This window comes from Pseudactinotalea terrae (assembly GCF_009733845.1).
In the GTDB taxonomy this organism is placed as follows: domain Bacteria; phylum Actinomycetota; class Actinomycetes; order Actinomycetales; family Beutenbergiaceae; genus Pseudactinotalea; species Pseudactinotalea terrae.
This window is the reverse complement of record NZ_WNXZ01000003.1, coordinates 526,004-540,953: the sequence shown is the minus strand read 5'-3', so window position 1 is coordinate 540,953 and position 14,950 is coordinate 526,004. Positions and strand designations below refer to the sequence as shown.

The following is a 14,950-nucleotide window of genomic DNA, read 5'->3' as shown; positions in this document are numbered from 1 at the left end:
TCAGACGCCGTCCTCGACGAGGGAACCCTGCGTGCGCCCCTCGGAATCCACCAGCACCCGGCCTCGCGCGGTCTCCTTGATGCGCAGCGCGCGCCGCCCCCGGTCGACGCCGATGAAGGCTGCCACGAAGTCGTCGGCCGGGTTCTCGATGATCTCGCTGGGGCTCCCGACCTGGACGATCCGGGCAGCCTTGTCGAGGATGACCACCTGGTCCCCGAGCAGGAACGCCTCGTCGATGTCGTGCGTGACGAAGACGACCGTCTTGTCCAGCTCGGTCTGCAGCCGGATCAGCTCCTGCTGCAGCTCGGAGCGCACGATCGGGTCGACGGCGCCGAACGGCTCGTCCATGAGCAGGATGTTGGGATCCGCCGCGAGCCCGCGGGCGACGCCGACGCGCTGCTGCTGACCACCGGAGAGCTGGCTCGGATAACGATCGGCGAGGTCCGGCTCGAGGCCCACGACCTCGAGCAGCGACCGGGCGCGCTCGTGCGCCTCCCGCTTCGATCGGCCGATCAGCCGCAGCACCGTGGCGATGTTGTGGACGACGGTGAAATGTGGCATCAGCCCGGAGTTCTGCATGACGTACCCGATGCCGCGCCGCAGCTCGACCGGATCCTTGTCGAGCACGCTCTCGCCGTCGATCTCGACATCGCCGCTGGTCGGCTCGACCATCCGGTTGACCATGCGCAGCAGCGTCGTCTTGCCACATCCGGAGGATCCGACGAACACCGTCGTGCGGTGCGAGGGCAGCACCAGGGAGAAGTCCTCGACGGCCACGGTCCCGTCAGGGAACTGCTTCGTCACGGAACGGAACTCGATCACCGGGCGCTCTCCGATCGGTCGGGGGCGGGTCGGGCTTGCTCGAACGGGGTCCGAGCGTAAGGCATCGCTCCGACACTCCTGCCGCTCACGCGGAGTCGCGACCGTAGGCCTCGAGCAGTCGCAGCCAGATCTCGCTGACCGTGGGGTAGGCCGGCACGGCGTGCCAGAGCCGGGCGAGCGGCACCTCACCGACCACGGCGATGGTCGCGGCCTGCAGCAGGTCGGCCACGTCGGGCCCGACGAACGTCGCCCCGAGCAGCACCTCACGGTCGGTGTCGACCACCATGCGCGCCTGGCCCGCGTAGCCGTCCTCCCGCAGGCTCGCACCGGCGATGGCTCCGAGATCCTGGTCGATGACCCGTGTGCGGTAGCCGGCTTCCTCGGCCGCCTTCGCCGTGAGGCCGACCGAGGCCACCTCCGGCTCGGTGAACACCACCTGCGGCACGGCGGCCTCGTCTGCTGTGGCGACGTGGCGGCCCCAACGACTCTCGTCGACCGCGCCGCCGCGGGCGCGAGCGGCGATCACGTCGCCAGCGGCCCGCGCCTGGTACTTGCCCTGGTGCGTCAGCAGCGCCCTGCCGTTGACGTCCCCGACGGCGTAGAGCCAGTCGCTGCCCCGGACCCGCAGCGTGCCGTCGGTCTCGAGGTACTCCCCCGGCGTGAGGCCGACCGCCTCCAGCCCGATGTCGCCGCTACGTGGCGCCCGGCCGGTGGCGACGAGCACCTCGTCCGCACGGACCTCGGCGTCGTCGGCCAGCGTGAGGGTCACGCCGGCGCCGTCGCGGCGGACCCGGCTGGTGCCGGTGTTCGTCCGGACGTCGACGCCCGCCTCGCGCAGGGCCGTGGCGACCCGCTCGGCAGCGAACGGCTCCATGCTGCTGAGCAGCCCGCCCCTGGAGATCAGGGTCACGTGCGAGCCGAAGCCCGCGTACGCCGTCGCCATCTCGACACCCACCACACCGCCACCGATGATCGCGAGCGACGCGGGGATCTCCTGGGCGCTGGTGGCCTCGCGGCTCGTCCACGGCGAGGCCTCGTGCAGGCCATCGATCGGTGGGATCGCCGCGTCGGTGCCGGTGCTGACCGCGACGGCATGTCTGGCGGTCAGCACCCGGGTCGAGCCGCCCTCGGCGGTCACGGTGACCTCGCGGACCCCGGTGATCCTGCCGTGCCCGCGGGCGAGGTCGATCCCGGCGGACTCGAGCCAGTCCACATGGCCGGAGTCGGACCAGCCGCTCGTGAAGGAGTCGCGGCGCTCGAGCACCGCCTGCACGTCGAGCGTGCCGGTCACGGCCTGTGAGGCGCCGGCCACGCGCTGGGCGGCGCGCAGCGCCTGGCCCGGGCGCAGCAGCGCCTTCGAGGGCATGCACGCCCAGTAGGAGCACTCGCCACCCACCAGCTCGCTCTCCACGATGATCGCGGTGAGCCCGCCCTGCACGGCACGGTCCGCGACGTTCTCGCCGACAGGCCCACCACCGATCACGATCACGTCATAGTCGTCAGACACGTCAGCACTTCCGGTCGGCGTCGGCTTGCTCCAGTGGGAACATCCGCTCCGCCCACCATTGTTCCCGGATCCGCTGTCGGATCTGGGAACCCCCGTTCGTCGACATGGTGGCGGACCCGATCTCACCGCGAGTCTGGGGACCTGCCGTACCGTCGACCCACCTGGCGCCATCGCCCGAGGAGCTGATCCACGATGCAGTACCTGTTCTCCGTGATCCACGACGAGATCGAGCTGGCGACCGCCGAGGAGGCCGCCGCGATCGACGTCTTCAACGAACGCATCCAGACCGAGGGCTACTGGGTCTTCGCGGGCGGCCTCACGGCGCCCGATGCCGCCACGGTGGTCGACAACCGCCGCGACCAGGCGCTGGTCACCGACGGCCCGTTCCTGGAGTCCAAGGAGTACCTCGCAGGTTTCTGGATCATCGAGGCTCCCGACCTCGACGTGGCGCTCGCGCTCGCAGGCGATGCCTCCAAGGCATGCAACCGCAAGGTCGAGGTGCGGGCGTTCCGTTGAACGACGCGCTCTCGGCGATCGGCCGGGCCCACCGCGAGGAGTGGGCACGGGTGGTCGCCTCGCTGGCCAGGCGCTTCGGCGACCTCGACATCGCCGAGGAGTCCTCGGCGGAGGCGTTCGCCATCGCCGTCGAGAGATGGCCGGTCGACGGCGTGCCGCCCAACCCCGGCGCCTGGCTCACCATGACGGCAGGGCGACGGGCGATCGACCGCCTCCGGCGCGAGAGCAAGCGCGAGAACAAGCACCGGGAGGCCGGGCTGGTGATCGACGCCGACCCTCACGAGCCGCTCGGAGCGATCGACGACGACCGGTTGCGTCTGATCTTCACGTGCGCCCACCCCGCGCTGGCGATGGAGGCGAGGGTCGCGCTGACCCTGCGCATGGTCGGCGGCCTGAGCGCCGGCGAGATCGCGCGGGCGTTCCTGGTGACGGAGAGCACCCTGGGTCAGCGGATCACGCGTGCGAAGGCGAAGATCCGGGCCGCGGGCATCCCCTACCGGGTACCTGCGGCGCACGATCTGCCAGCGCGGGTCTCCGGTGTGCTGGCGGTGCTGTTCCTCGTCTTCAACGAGGGCTACCTCGCGACCGGCCGGGAGAGCGACCCGATGCGTCCCGCCCTGACGGCCGAGGCGATCCGGCTGACCCGACTCGTGCGCGTCCTGCTGCCGGACGACGGCGAGGTGGCCGGCCTCCTCGCGCTGATGCTGCTGACCGAGGCCCGGGCCCCGGGGCGGATCTCGGCGAGCGGCGAGCTGGTGCCCCTCCAGGAGCAGGATCGCGGCGCCTGGCACCCCGCGCTGATCACCGAGGGTCACAGTCTGGTGCGGGAACGTCTCGCCTCCGGCGTGGCACCCGGGCGCTACCAGCTGCTCGCGGCGATCAACGCGGTGCACACCTCGGCGCGCGACTTCCGCGACACCGACTGGTCACAGGTCCTGGCGCTGTACGACCAGCTGGTCCGGCTCGACCCTTCGCCGGTCGTCGCCCTCAACCGCGCCATCGCAGTGGCTGAGCTCGACGGCCCCGAGGTGGCGCTGGCGGAGCTCGAGGACCTCGAGCCGGCGCTGGCCGGGTACCACCCGTTTCACGCCAGCCGGGCAGAGCTGCTCCGACGCCTTCACCGCAGCTCCGACGCGGCGGTCGCCTACCAGCGGGCGATCGACCTCGCGGGCAACACGGCCGAGGTCGCCCACCTCACCCGACGCCGGCGACAGCTGCGGCCGGCCTGACGGCGCGCCGGAGCCAGGCAGCCGGCCCTGAGAATCACTCGGAGCTGGTCCCGCATGACAAGATGCAGCTCTGCGGCGCGGTCTCGCGAATGTCGTCAGGTCGTCGCAGCGCAGTCACGAACGGCGGGATGCGGATGAGTGCGCTCCACGAGGTCGACCTCGAGGCACCGGGCTGGGGCCGGCGCCGGTGCGGACGGGGCTGGATCTACCTCGACACCGATGGCAGCCGCATCACGAGCGCCGCCCGCCTGGCCCGATGCCGTGATCTGGTGATTCCCCCGGCATGGACGGACGTGTGGATCTGCCCGGACGAGAAAGGTCACATCCAGGCCGTGGGCACGGACGCCGCCGGGCGACGCCAGTACCTCTACCACCCCGTGTGGCGGGCCGAGCAGGACGCGGCCAAGCACGAACGTGTACGCGAGCTCGCCGCGTCGCTCCCGGCCGCCCGGCGCAGCGCACGCCGCGACCTGCGCCGCCCGGGCATGCCCCGGGAGCGCGCTCTCGCCGTGGCGTTCCTCCTCCTCGACCAGGGACTGTTCCGGATCGGGAGCGAGGCCTACACCGCCGACAACGGCAGCTTCGGGCTCGCCACCCTGCGCAAGGAGCACCTTCGCATCACCGCCGCCGGCGTCGCCGTGTTCGACTACGTGGCCAAGTCCGGTCAACCTCGGCACGTCGAGATCGATGACACCGAGGTGGTCGATGCGCTCCGCGTGCTGCGCCGGCGGCGCGACGGCGGGCCGGAGCTCCTCGCCTACCGCGAGGGATCGGCACGCCGGGGTCCGTGGCGCGACCTGACCAGCACCGACATCGGGGCCTACGTCAAGGAGCGCCTCGGGCAGGACGCGACAGCCAAGGACTTCCGCACGTGGCACGGCACGGTCCTGGCCGCCGTCACGCTGGCGCGGCACGATGAGGCCGAGACGGCTTCCGAGCGGGAGCGGGGCGTGCGCGAGGCGGTGTCCGAGGTCGCTGAGCGGCTCGGCAACACCCCGGCGGTGAGCCGGTCCGCCTATATCGACCCCCGCATCATCGAGGCGTACGAGGAGGGCGCCTCGCTCGGTGGCCTCCCCGGTGAGGTGCCCTCGAGCACGCCCGCCCCACCCCGGGTGGAGGCGGCCGTGCTCGAGGTCCTCGACCCGAGCGCTGCTTCGTCCTGACCGAGCGGCAGCGAAGGCCGGATCAGGCCGTCTGCTCGGCGTGCTTGCCCTCAGCCAGCTCCTCGACGACCTTGGCGTTGAACGCCGGCAGATCGTCCGGGGTGCGGCTGCTGACGAGGCCCGCGTCCACCACGACCTCCTCGTCGACCCAGCTCGCCCCGGCGTTGGTGAGGTCGGTGCGCAGGCTCGGGTAGGAGGTGATCGTGCGACCCTTCAGCACATCGGCATCGGTGAGGATCCAGCCGCCGTGACAGATCACGCCGACCGGCTTGTGCTGGGCGAAGAAGTCCTTCACGAACGCCACCGACGCAGCGTCCATGCGGAGGTGGTCGCCGTTGGCGACACCGCCCGGCAGCACCAGGCCGTCGAAATCCGCTGCGGTCGCCTCCGCCGAGCTGACCTCCACGGTGGCCTCGTGCCCCTTCTTGCCCGTGATCGTGCCGGACTCGGGCGAGACGAGCGTCGCCTGCGCTCCCGCGTCGGTGACCGCGCCCCAGGGGCTGGTCAGCTCGCTGTCCTCGAAGCCGTTCGTCGCCAGGAAGGCGACCTTCTTCCCTGTCAGATCAGCCATGATGCCTCCTTCTCTCGGTTGCCTTCACGCGGGTCGTGAAGGATCTGGTTCCGCCATCGGTGTGCTCGACGGCGGTCCACTCAGTGCAGGCTCGGATCAAGCCTGTCGAACCCTTGCGCGAGGGTGATCGTGCCCTCCTCGATCTGCTCGACCTGCTCCCAGGCCACGAGGAACGTCCCACGATGCATCCGCCGCATCAGCGACGCGATCATCCAGGGCGATCGCACCCCGGTGCGCTCGTAGCCGAGGAAGGAACCGCCGTTGTGGGGACTGACCAGCAGCCCAACGACCTCGGCCTGCCCGACCAGGTCGCTCCGGAGCGCGCCCTGGGACAGCGGTACGTCGTCACCGGTCTCGGGGTCGGCGTCATCGTCTCGCAGCTCGAGGGCGAGCCGGACATCGACGACGTGGCCGAGGCCGCCGCCGTCGTGGTCCAGGACGCGGGAGGCGAGAAGGTCTCCGATGATCATCAGTCGCTCTCCGGGTCGTGAAGGCCGCCGGGGATACGGGCGATCACCCGGTCGCGGACCCAGCGCTCCGACCAGTCGAGGTCGAGCGCGTCGCGGTCGACGCTCAGGTCCACCGTGGTCCCGACGCGTTCGACGTGGCTCCACTCGATGCGTTCCCAGCGCGAGGGCGGCGGATGCCCGCCCAGCAGGCGCGTGACGATCGCCGGGCCTGCGAGCACAGCTGCCACACGTGCCGTGCGCCCGGGGACGACCTCCTCGCCGTCGGCTCCGACGATCTCGAGGTCGTCTATCGCGGTGACCGGCTCCCCGACGACGTCGAGCACCTGCCGGTCGAGCAGATGCAGGCGGGCGTCGATCACCCGCCGCGCAGCTCGTTCGATGTCGCTCATGCCGATCCCGCTCCCGTCGCGATCATCAGGGGTATGGCTGCTAGCGCGGCCACCAGGACGATGACCAGGTAGACGCTGCCGAGGGCGTTCGCCACCTTGCCGCTGACGTGCTCCCCCATGTACTCGGGGTCGTTGGCCACCACGAGGATCGGGACGTACGTCAGCGGGAGCGCCACCGCGGAGAACACGACCGACATCTCGGTGACGGCGATCGGGTCGACGCTGGTCATGAGGATCCCCACCGCGATCAGGAGAGCCACGATCATCGTGAGGTGGAAACGTGCAGCCTTCGCGGGCCGGCGGAACTTCCCCCAGGACCACCCGAGGTACTGCGCGACCGTGTAGCCGCTCGAGAGCGCGGTCTCCAGCGCCGCACCGAACGTCGCGGCCACGATGCCGAGGATGACCACCGCGAGCAGGAGCGTGCCACCTGCCTGCGCGACCGGTAGCACGATCTGCGACAACGAGGAGACCTCGATGCTCTGCGGCATCAGCACCACGGCTGCGCACGCGGCGATCGCGACCGAGAGCAGTCCTCCCAGCGGGAACCCGGTGAGCACGTTGAGCCGATTCTGGGACAGGTCCTTCGCCGTCCACTTCTCCTCGACCGCGCCCGAGGAGAAGAAGAACACCTCGTACGGCGTCATCGCCGCCCCGAAGAGGGCGACGGCGTAGAACCAGTAGCTGCCCATCGACTGCCCGCCCGGAGGCTGCCCGATGCTGGCCGCCTGCGCGAGCAGGTCGCCCCAGTCGGGGCCGAGCAGGAACAGCGCGACGCCGAAGCCGACCAGCAGCAGACCCAGGAGCCCCGCGACGTTCTCCATGATCGAGAACTTCACGCGCCACAGCACCAGCCACACGGCAGCTGCCGCGACCACGATCCACAGCCGCGGCTCGACGCTGGATGCCAGGTGCAGCGCCAGCGCGATACCGCCGACCTCTGCGGTGAGCGTCAGCAGGTTGATCGCGAACGACGCGACCAGGTTGGCACCGGCCATGCGCGGGCCGAGCCGCTCCCGGATGATCTCGAAGGTGGCGCGGCCGCTGACAGCAGCCACACGGCCGGACATCTCGGCGAACAGGCAGATCCCGACGACGCCGACCACCACCACCCACACCAGCGACAGCCCGAACCGGGAGCCGACGACGGCGTTGGTGACGAGGTCGCCGATGTCGACGAACCCGCCGATCGCGGTGAGGATGCCGAGGGCGACGCCGAGCAGGCGTTTCATGCGCCGACCTCCGCGAGGACGTCGTCGATCTCGCTCTCGGCGCCCTCCAGCGCCTCGAGCAGCTCCGCAGCGCTCGCGCCGCTCTCGCCGTTCACCCAGAGCCTCGCGGCCACGACGGCGTCCGTCGCGGTCCCGACGGCGGTCATCCCCTGCTGGAGTGGGGTGGCCATCTCGGCGGGCGGCACCAGGGTCATGAGGGCGGCGGAGCTGTCCTCGAGCACGCCGATCTGGTCGAGCAGACCGGTATCGGCGACCGGCGCGGTCATGCGGTCGTCCTCGAGCAACGTGACGACCAGAGCCGCCGTGGCCACGGCCGAGCGCGCCTCCTCCAGTCCGGAGGTGATCGACTCCTGGGCCGAGGAGCTGCTGGTGGCGGTCGCGCAGCTCGCCGTGGCCAGCACCACGATCATGAGCACCAGGGCGCGCAGGCGGAGGGATCCACGCCGCAGCAGGGCCAGAGCGACGGGATGCTCGTCCCGCGAGGGCCTCACGGGGACCTCCTCGGTGTCGCGAACGGCGTCGGCGCTTCAGTATGTGCGCCGGGCCGCCGGTTGGACCCGTCAGCAGTGTGGCACAGATCGCGTGGCCGGGCCCGCTGGAGTCGTCTGCGGGCGGTGCCAGAGGCAAGACGATCCACCGACCAGGTGGACGAGTTCCCCATCGTGGTGCAGACTTGCTCACGGAAGCGCTCGAGACCGCTGGCGTGGACGTCAAGGAGGACGCAGGTCCTCGAAGGACGGACTATGCGCTCGATGAATCGGCCCGGCGACCCCCCGGGCGGCCGTGCGGTACGGCCCCGGCGCCCTCGCCCGACGCCGCTGCCGCGACCACGTGGACCCATCTCTCGGGCCCTGCTCACGCTGCTCACGGGGCCACCCACCCGCGGTGCCGACGTCTTGATGAGCAGCCACATCGCCGAGCTGTGGTCCACCGGGCAGGACGTGCCCTGGTGGCGAGCCGGTGACGACGCCGCGCTCGCCCTCGTCTGCCTCGCCGAGCTGAACCGGCGCGGCCTCGAGGGTGTCGACGACGGATGGGAGGGGCACCCGATGCTCGCGGCCGCCCGCTGGATCCTCAGCGGTCCAGCGCGGCGTGGGCTCGAGGAGCTCGCGGAGGTGGGCGAGCCGCCGGTGCGCGTCAACGGCTGCGGGATCGTGCGCAGCGTGCTCGCGATGGTGGCGAATGCGTCGACGTCGCCCGGCCGGATCGCCAGTGGCTTCCGCGAGCACTTCGAGGACGAGGTGGTCCTCACCGCGGTGCAACGCCTGCGCGAGCGCGACGCCCACGCCATCCTGCTGCCCGCCATGGCCGGTCCGGCGCGACACCTGCTCGCTCGCACGGTCGCAGTCGCCGGCTCGGACGGCGACCTGGACGACGAGCGCGAGGCCGTGGGGGTGGTGCTCCGCGGCCTCGGCCTGCCGGACCGGACCGGTGCGCATCTCGACGCGCTGCCCGGCCCGGCACTGTGGCGTCTCGCCGTGCTGGACCACCTGGTCGCGCATCGGTCGTCACGCGCGGTTGCGCTCGGATGGCTCGTGGCAGCCGACGCGCTCGCCGCAGCGGGTCGATTCGTCACCGGTGACGCGTTGCGCACACGGGGCTTCGACGCGGCGACCGCGACGGCCTGGGACGTCTGCGTGATCGGACAGATGACCACGCTGGAGGCGGCCGAACATCTGGTCGAGACCGAACCGCGGCTCGCTTCCGACGTCCTCCTCGGTGCGCGCGCATGCGTGACCGCTGGGGCCGCCGTCGACGGCGCCATCGAGCACGCGCAGGAGCTACGCCTGCGAGCAGCCGCCACCCCTCCGGACATTCCCGACCATCCCGACCATCCCACCCCCCTGATCCCGACGGAAGGACTGTCATGACGACCGACTCCCCCCGCCCCACGAACGTTCCGGCACAGACCCAGGACTGGCCGGGCCGCACCGATGCCATGGATCCGGTGCCCGATCACGGCGAGTCCGGCTGGACCGCGCGCGGCCGACTGGAGGGCAAGCGGGCCCTCATCAGCGGCGGCGACTCCGGCATCGGCCGCGCGACAGCGATCGCCTTCGCGAAGGAGGGCGCCGACGTGGCGATCGCGTTCCTCCCCGAGGAGGAGCAGGATGCCGCTGAGGTCGAGCGCGCGGTCACCGCCGCCGGGCGGCGGTGCGTGCTGCTACCGACGGATCAGCGCACCGAGGAGGCCAACGTCACGCTCGTGGAGGACGCGGTCGCCGCGCTGGGCGGCCTCGACACCGTGGTGTCGAACGCAGCGTTCCAGATGGGCACCAGTGGCGGGATCGAGGCGTTCAGCACCGAACAGCTCGAGCGCGTGTACGCCACGAACGTCTTCGCGACCTTCTGGCTCATCAAGGCCGCCGTCAAGCACCTGGAGCCGGGCGCGAGCATCGCGATCACCACCTCGATCCAGGCGTTCGAGCCCAGCGAGCCGTTGCTCGACTACGCCTCGACGAAGGCCGCTCTCAACAACCTCATGGTCAACCTCGCCTCCGACCTGGGGCCCAAGGGCATCCGCGTGAACGCCGTGGCACCCGGACCGATCTGGACACCGCTGATCCCCTCGACCTTCGGTGAGGAGAAGGTCGAAGGATTCGGTGCCGACACCCCGCTCGGCCGCCCGGGGCAGCCGATCGAGGTCGCCGCCGCGTTCGTGTTCCTCGCCTCGGACGAGGCGAGCTACGTCAGTGGCACAGTGCTGGGCGTCACCGGCGGCCGCGCGGTGTTCTGAGGCCTGGGCCATGACTGCCACCACCCCGACTCTGCGGTGCGTCACGCTGAACGTGCTCGGCCCGGCCAACCCGGACTGGGACCGACGCAGCCGTGTGATCAGCGATCAGCTGCTGGCGCTGCAGGCCGATGTCGTCGCGTTGCAGGAGGTTCCCACCGGCGCGCAGCTCGAGGAGCTCCTCGGGGACGGCTACGTCACCACCCCCTTCACCGAGTCCAGCGACGACGGCGTCGGTGGGGTGCTCGCCACGCGAGCGCCCCACCGGGTGCTCACGGAGATCGACCAGCGCACGCCCGAGAACGGGCGAGATCTTCCGTGGTGCGCGACGCTCGTCGTCGAGGTCGAGTCACCGATCGGACCGGTGGTCGTCGCGCACCACAAGCCGAGCTGGCCCTTCCCGCTGGAGGTCGAACGGGAGCAGCAGGCTCAGCGCGCTGCGGCGGCCGTGGAGCAGGCGGCCGGGAACCGGCCCGCGATCGTTCTGGGCGACTTCGACGCGACCCCCGACTCGAGCAGCATGCGGTTCTGGCGAGGGCGGCGCTCGCTGGACGGCTTCAGCGTCTGCTACCAGGACGCGTGGGAGACGGTTCGCGGAGAGGAGCCCGGGCTGACGTTCACGACCGAGAACCCGCTGGTGCGGGCCGGCGAGGTGGCCACCGCCATCTCGCGCCGCATCGACTACGTGCTTGTTCGCGCGGGAAGTCACGGGCCGTTGCTCGAGGTCAAGCACTGCGACCGGGTCCTCGACCAGCCGGTCGACGGTGTCTGGGCCAGCGATCACTTCGGGGTGGTCGCGGACCTCACGCTCCCCGAGCATCCGCCGGGGAGCTGGGGCAGCTACCCCCACGATGCCGGCACGTGATGACCGCGCACCGGCCAGCGTGCTGGCGGACGTACCCATCGATCAGAAGGAGTTGACATGCCACGCAAGGACACGCCGTCGTCGATCAAGAACCCGGACATGTACGAGGAGCTCCGGGATGACGGCGCATCGAAGGAGAAGGCGGCGCGGATCTCGAACGCCGCTGCCGCCGAGGGCAAGGGCAAGGTCGGCCGGCGCGGCGGAAAGGCGGAGGACTACGAGGACCGCACCGTGAGCGAGCTGCGCGACCGAGCCAAGGAGCTCGGGCTGTCCGGCTACTCGGACAAGAAGAAGGACGAGCTCATCGACATGCTTCGCAACCACTAGTCGCCATGCCAGACCCACCTGCTGGACCGTACGAGCGAGGAGGACAGCTGTGACGCACGACCACACGGGAGCCGATGCCGAAGGATCCGAGGCAAGGGCCCCGTCACAACCTGAGCATCCCAGCCAGGCCGAGGGTGCGGACCCGGAGCACCCCGCGACGCACCCCGACCCACCCCAGCAGGGGCACCCCTCGCAGGCCGAGGGTGAGGACGACGGCCGATCCACGTGAAGAGCGCACTGACACGAGCGTGGCGGTGAGCCAGCCACGGCATCGAAGGAGGACGGCACGATGGCAACCGGCGGTCGCGCCAGCGGCGACCGGAGAGCAGATCACAAAAGCATCCAGGGGTAGCTCAGCGGCGGACGCCTCCGGCCTCCTGGCCGGCGGTCACCCTGACAGCATCGGCGACGACGTCGGCCAGGCTGCCGGTCCGCTCCCAGGTGTCGCGCTGCCGATCGGCCCCGTTGCCGACCGCCAGGACCCGCTCGAGCGCCTCGGTCACGGCGACCTCGTCGCCGCACTCGCGCAGCGCCGGCCGCACGTGATCCAGCAGTTGATGCACCACCTCGTCGGCCGGTCGTGGCCGGCCCGTGAGCGGGTCCAGCAGGTTTTCGCCGAGGCCGGCGCGGGATGCCTGCCAGTTCGCCAGCCGGAGCATCGCCACGGGCACCGGCGGCGCCACCTTCCCAGCGGCCCACTCGGCGGCAGCGGTCATCACCATGGCCCGCGCGAGCCCGGCGACGAGCACGGTGTCGTCGGGATCCAGGCACACGTCGGCGACGCGCAGCTCGACGGTCGGGTAGCTCTGCGAGACGCGAGCGTCGAAGTAGAGCATGGCGCTGTCGAGCACGGTGTTCGTGGCCATCATGCTCGCGACCAGGTCGTCGTAGGCCTCGGCCGAGCCGAAGATCTCGCTCGGCCCCGTCGTCGGCCACCGGGACTGCGCTTGCGTGCGGTAGGAGGCGTAGGACGTGTCGTTGCCCTGCCAGAACGGCGAGTTCGCGCTCACCGCGATCAGGATCGGCAGCCAGGGCCGGATCCGGTCGATGACGGCGACCGCCTCTTCCCTGGACTCGATCGAGACGTGCACGTGGCAGCCGCAGGTCAGGTTCTCCGCGGTGGTGATCCCGAACCGCTCCGCCATCTCCCGGAACCGGTCGTTGTCCGTCGGCCGTGGCTCGACAGGGATCGGGGAGGTCCCCAGCGCGGCGATCTGCGCGCCGCTGTGCCGTGCTGCATCGATCGCCGTGCGGCGCCACGCCCGCACATCCTCCCCGAGGGCGGCGAGATCGGCGTGCGGCGCCGTACCCGTCTCGATCTGCTGCCGCTGCAGCTCTTTCTCGAGCGCCCCGGTGAAGGGGACGTCCGCAGCGTCGTCAGGGGACGCATCCGCCGCGGCTTGCTGCAGCACCTGGCTCGCGAGCGAGAGCGCCCGGCCGGTGCCGCTCTCGACGAGCAGCAGCTCCTCCTCGACACCCATGGTTCGCACGGCGTCAGTGTGGCAGCACGGCGGCGCCCCGGCACCTCACGCATGAGCCTGGCCCGATCGGGGTACCTGACAGGCCAGCACGTTCCTCCGCCCAGCAGTCCAGCGGCGGCCACGACCTGAAGGAGTCGTTCATGATCCAGTGCACCAGCATCGGTCGAGGGGATCGGGTCATGCCGAGCGGGACGGTCGCACCAGTGCGCTCGGCCCGCGGTGCCGGGCTGTGACCACCCAGCCGCTGTGGCACGCAGGTGCGACCCCAGCGCTTCCCGAGCACGACCTCCCCCGCGCCGTCGACGTCGCTGTGGTGGGCGCGGGCCTGACCGGGGCGGCTGCGGCTGCGCTGCTCGCCCGGGCTGGGCTGGCGGTCGCCGTGCTCGAGGCACGGTCCGTCGCTGCTGCGACGACGGGCGCCAGCACGGCGAAGGTGAGTCTCCTGCAGGGCACCAGGCTCTCGACGATCGCCCGCAAGCACCCGCCAGCCGTCGTCCGTCAGTACGTCGAGGCCAACATCCAGGCGCAAGCCTGGCTCGAGGAGTTCTGCCTCTCGCACGAGGTTCCCATCGACCGGCGCGCCGCCGTCACGTTCGCGGCCCGCGCACGCGGTGAGCAGGCCGCCCGTGACGAGCTCGGCCATGCTCGACGGGCCGGGCTGGCCGCACGCTGGGTGGAGGACCTCGAGCTGCCCTTCCCGACGCGCGGCGGCGTGTGGTTGGACGACCAGTGGCAGACCGATCCGGTGCAGCTCGTCCACGCCCTGATCCAGGACGCGATCGAGAGCGGGGCCACCGTCCACGAGGGGGTCCGGGTGCTGCAGGTCCGCGACGCGGGACCGGCGCGGCTGGAGACCGAGGCGGGTGAGCTGCTGGCTCACAGGGTGGTGATCGCCACCGGGATGCCCGTGCTGGACCGGGGTGGGTACTTCGCCCGGATGGAGGCGAGACGCTCGTACGCGCTGGCGTTCCAGACGGCGCTGCAGCCGTGGCAGGCGATGTACCTCTCGGCCGATCAGCCTGCCCGCTCGCTGCGCGACGCGACGCACGATGGTCAGCATCTGCTGCTGGTGGGGGGTGAGGGACACCCCACCGGCCGTACCCGGTCGGAGCTGAGTCACCTCGACCGCCTTCGGACCTGGACTCGCCGCTGGTGGCCCGACGCCGAGGAGACGCACGCCTGGTCGGCGCAGGACCACACGACCGCACATCAGCTGCCCTTCGCGGGGCCGTTGCTCCCCGGGGCCGATCATCTGCTGGTGGCCGGCGGGTACGCGAAGTGGGGCATGACCAACGGCGTGGCGGCCGCTCTCGCCCTGTGCGGGGAGGTGACGGGCAGTCGGGTCGAGTGGGGCGATGTCTACCGCCCGTGGGGCAGGCAGGAGCTCGCCGGAGCGAGTCAGGTCGTCCGCGCCAACGCACGGGTGGGTCTCGAGCTCGCAAGCGGCTGGTTGAGACCCGTCGTACGGCCGCCGTCGGACGAGTCGACCGGCGAGCTGTCCCGCGTCTGCACCCATCTCGGCGGGCCGCTCAGGTGGAACGACGCCGAACGCTCCTGGGACTGCCCGTTGCACGGATCGCGCTTCGACGTCGACGGCGCTGTCCTCGAGGGTCCTGCCACGTGCGCTCTGGCTCCCCGGTGACC

Annotated in this window: 17 protein-coding genes; 9 read left to right on the top strand and 8 right to left on the bottom strand. The window is 71.3% G+C overall.

What is annotated here, in order from left to right; all coding sequences use genetic code 11:
- Together GPA03_RS13280 and GPA03_RS13275 are read right to left on the bottom strand one after the other, a co-directional pair.
- Window positions 1–822 carry an ABC transporter ATP-binding protein gene (locus GPA03_RS13280; protein ID WP_156252470.1) on the bottom strand — a complete coding sequence of 274 codons (822 nt, stop codon included), beginning with the start codon at window positions 820–822 and terminating at the stop codon, window positions 1–3.
- A gap of 85 nt (window positions 823–907) precedes the next feature.
- Complete coding sequence (locus GPA03_RS13275; RefSeq protein ID WP_241681290.1) at window positions 908–2,329, bottom strand: dihydrolipoyl dehydrogenase family protein; 1,422 nt, start codon at window positions 2,327–2,329, stop codon at window positions 908–910.
- A gap of 192 nt (window positions 2,330–2,521) precedes the next feature.
- On the opposite strand from GPA03_RS13275, the gene GPA03_RS13270 reads away from it, so the two are divergent.
- The 3 genes from GPA03_RS13270 (at window position 2,522) to GPA03_RS13260 (ending at window position 5,237) form a co-directional block, all read left to right on the top strand.
- Window positions 2,522–2,845 carry a YciI family protein gene (locus tag GPA03_RS13270; RefSeq protein ID WP_156252468.1) on the top strand — a complete coding sequence of 108 codons (324 nt, stop codon included), beginning with the start codon at window positions 2,522–2,524 and terminating at the stop codon, window positions 2,843–2,845.
- The gene (locus tag GPA03_RS13265; RefSeq protein WP_206673551.1) at window positions 2,809–4,074 is read left to right on the top strand and encodes an RNA polymerase sigma factor; all 1,266 of its coding nucleotides are present in this window, start codon (window positions 2,809–2,811) and stop codon (window positions 4,072–4,074) included. Before GPA03_RS13270 ends, GPA03_RS13265 begins: the two co-directional genes overlap by 37 nt.
- Before the next feature lie 134 nt (window positions 4,075–4,208).
- The gene (locus tag GPA03_RS13260) at window positions 4,209–5,237 is read left to right on the top strand and encodes a DNA topoisomerase IB (RefSeq protein ID WP_156252466.1); all 1,029 of its coding nucleotides are present in this window, start codon (window positions 4,209–4,211) and stop codon (window positions 5,235–5,237) included.
- Between the two features lie 22 nt (window positions 5,238–5,259).
- Here the strand turns inward: GPA03_RS13260 and GPA03_RS13255 are convergent, their stop codons facing one another.
- The 5 genes from GPA03_RS13255 to GPA03_RS13235 form a co-directional block, all read right to left on the bottom strand.
- Window positions 5,260–5,808, bottom strand: a complete 549-nt coding sequence (locus GPA03_RS13255; RefSeq protein ID WP_156252465.1) for a type 1 glutamine amidotransferase domain-containing protein — start codon at window positions 5,806–5,808, stop codon at window positions 5,260–5,262.
- An 80-nt stretch (window positions 5,809–5,888) separates the two neighbouring features.
- On the bottom strand, window positions 5,889–6,278 hold the full coding sequence (locus GPA03_RS13250; protein ID WP_156252464.1) for a PRC-barrel domain containing protein: 390 nt from the start codon (window positions 6,276–6,278) through the stop codon (window positions 5,889–5,891).
- A complete protein-coding gene (locus GPA03_RS13245; RefSeq protein ID WP_156252463.1) occupies window positions 6,278–6,667 on the bottom strand; it encodes a hypothetical protein in 390 nt (129 codons plus the stop codon). The genes GPA03_RS13250 and GPA03_RS13245 overlap by 1 nt, the downstream gene beginning before the upstream one ends.
- Window positions 6,664–7,899 carry an NRAMP family divalent metal transporter gene (locus GPA03_RS13240; protein ID WP_156252462.1) on the bottom strand — a complete coding sequence of 412 codons (1,236 nt, stop codon included), beginning with the start codon at window positions 7,897–7,899 and terminating at the stop codon, window positions 6,664–6,666. The genes GPA03_RS13245 and GPA03_RS13240 overlap by 4 nt, the downstream gene beginning before the upstream one ends.
- On the bottom strand, window positions 7,896–8,390 hold the full coding sequence (locus tag GPA03_RS13235; RefSeq protein ID WP_156252461.1) for a hypothetical protein: 495 nt from the start codon (window positions 8,388–8,390) through the stop codon (window positions 7,896–7,898). Before GPA03_RS13235 ends, GPA03_RS13240 begins: the two co-directional genes overlap by 4 nt.
- 408 nt (window positions 8,391–8,798) lie before the next feature.
- Between GPA03_RS13235 and GPA03_RS13230 the strand changes: the two genes are divergently transcribed.
- Genes GPA03_RS13230 through GPA03_RS13210 form a run of 5 tightly spaced genes read left to right on the top strand, consistent with a single transcriptional unit; the run spans window position 8,799 to window position 12,054 of the window.
- Complete coding sequence (locus GPA03_RS13230) at window positions 8,799–9,770, top strand: heme oxygenase-like domain-containing protein (protein ID WP_156252460.1); 972 nt, start codon at window positions 8,799–8,801, stop codon at window positions 9,768–9,770.
- Entirely contained in the window at window positions 9,767–10,636 is an 870-nt protein-coding gene (locus tag GPA03_RS13225; protein ID WP_156252459.1) for an SDR family oxidoreductase, read from the top strand. Before GPA03_RS13230 ends, GPA03_RS13225 begins: the two co-directional genes overlap by 4 nt.
- 10 nt (window positions 10,637–10,646) lie before the next feature.
- On the top strand, window positions 10,647–11,498 hold the full coding sequence (locus GPA03_RS13220; protein WP_156252458.1) for an endonuclease/exonuclease/phosphatase family protein: 852 nt from the start codon (window positions 10,647–10,649) through the stop codon (window positions 11,496–11,498).
- A gap of 57 nt (window positions 11,499–11,555) precedes the next feature.
- Entirely contained in the window at window positions 11,556–11,825 is a 270-nt protein-coding gene (locus tag GPA03_RS13215) for a DUF7218 family protein (protein ID WP_156252457.1), read from the top strand.
- Between the two features lie 49 nt (window positions 11,826–11,874).
- Entirely contained in the window at window positions 11,875–12,054 is a 180-nt protein-coding gene (locus tag GPA03_RS13210; protein ID WP_156252456.1) for a hypothetical protein, read from the top strand.
- Between the two features lie 124 nt (window positions 12,055–12,178).
- Here the strand turns inward: GPA03_RS13210 and GPA03_RS13205 are convergent, their stop codons facing one another.
- On the bottom strand, window positions 12,179–13,306 hold the full coding sequence (locus GPA03_RS13205; RefSeq protein WP_194239525.1) for a carboxylate-amine ligase: 1,128 nt from the start codon (window positions 13,304–13,306) through the stop codon (window positions 12,179–12,181).
- Window positions 13,307–13,535: 229 nt separating this feature from the next.
- On the opposite strand from GPA03_RS13205, the gene GPA03_RS13200 reads away from it, so the two are divergent.
- Window positions 13,536–14,948, top strand: a complete 1,413-nt coding sequence (locus GPA03_RS13200) for an FAD-dependent oxidoreductase (protein WP_206673550.1) — start codon at window positions 13,536–13,538, stop codon at window positions 14,946–14,948.
- The last annotated feature ends 2 nt before the right edge of the window (window positions 14,949–14,950 follow it).

What these genes read in the sequence shown, in the direction of transcription:
- GPA03_RS13225 (WP_156252459.1), top strand. Translation starts at nt 9,767, where the DNA reads ATGACGACCGACTCCCCCCGCCCCACGAACGTTCCGGCACAGACCCAG.
- GPA03_RS13230 (WP_156252460.1), top strand. Translation starts at nt 8,799, where the DNA reads ATGAGCAGCCACATCGCCGAGCTGTGGTCCACCGGGCAGGACGTGCCC.
- GPA03_RS13220 (WP_156252458.1), top strand. Translation starts at nt 10,647, where the DNA reads ATGACTGCCACCACCCCGACTCTGCGGTGCGTCACGCTGAACGTGCTC.
- GPA03_RS13205 (WP_194239525.1), bottom strand. Translation starts at nt 13,306, where the DNA reads ATGGGTGTCGAGGAGGAGCTGCTGCTCGTCGAGAGCGGCACCGGCCGG.
- GPA03_RS13265 (WP_206673551.1), top strand. Translation starts at nt 2,809, where the DNA reads ATGCAACCGCAAGGTCGAGGTGCGGGCGTTCCGTTGAACGACGCGCTC.
- GPA03_RS13255 (WP_156252465.1), bottom strand. Translation starts at nt 5,808, where the DNA reads ATGGCTGATCTGACAGGGAAGAAGGTCGCCTTCCTGGCGACGAACGGC.
- GPA03_RS13260 (WP_156252466.1), top strand. Translation starts at nt 4,209, where the DNA reads ATGAGTGCGCTCCACGAGGTCGACCTCGAGGCACCGGGCTGGGGCCGG.
- GPA03_RS13250 (WP_156252464.1), bottom strand. Translation starts at nt 6,278, where the DNA reads ATGATCATCGGAGACCTTCTCGCCTCCCGCGTCCTGGACCACGACGGC.
- GPA03_RS13240 (WP_156252462.1), bottom strand. Translation starts at nt 7,899, where the DNA reads ATGAAACGCCTGCTCGGCGTCGCCCTCGGCATCCTCACCGCGATCGGC.
- GPA03_RS13245 (WP_156252463.1), bottom strand. Translation starts at nt 6,667, where the DNA reads ATGAGCGACATCGAACGAGCTGCGCGGCGGGTGATCGACGCCCGCCTG.
- GPA03_RS13270 (WP_156252468.1), top strand. Translation starts at nt 2,522, where the DNA reads ATGCAGTACCTGTTCTCCGTGATCCACGACGAGATCGAGCTGGCGACC.
- GPA03_RS13215 (WP_156252457.1), top strand. Translation starts at nt 11,556, where the DNA reads ATGCCACGCAAGGACACGCCGTCGTCGATCAAGAACCCGGACATGTAC.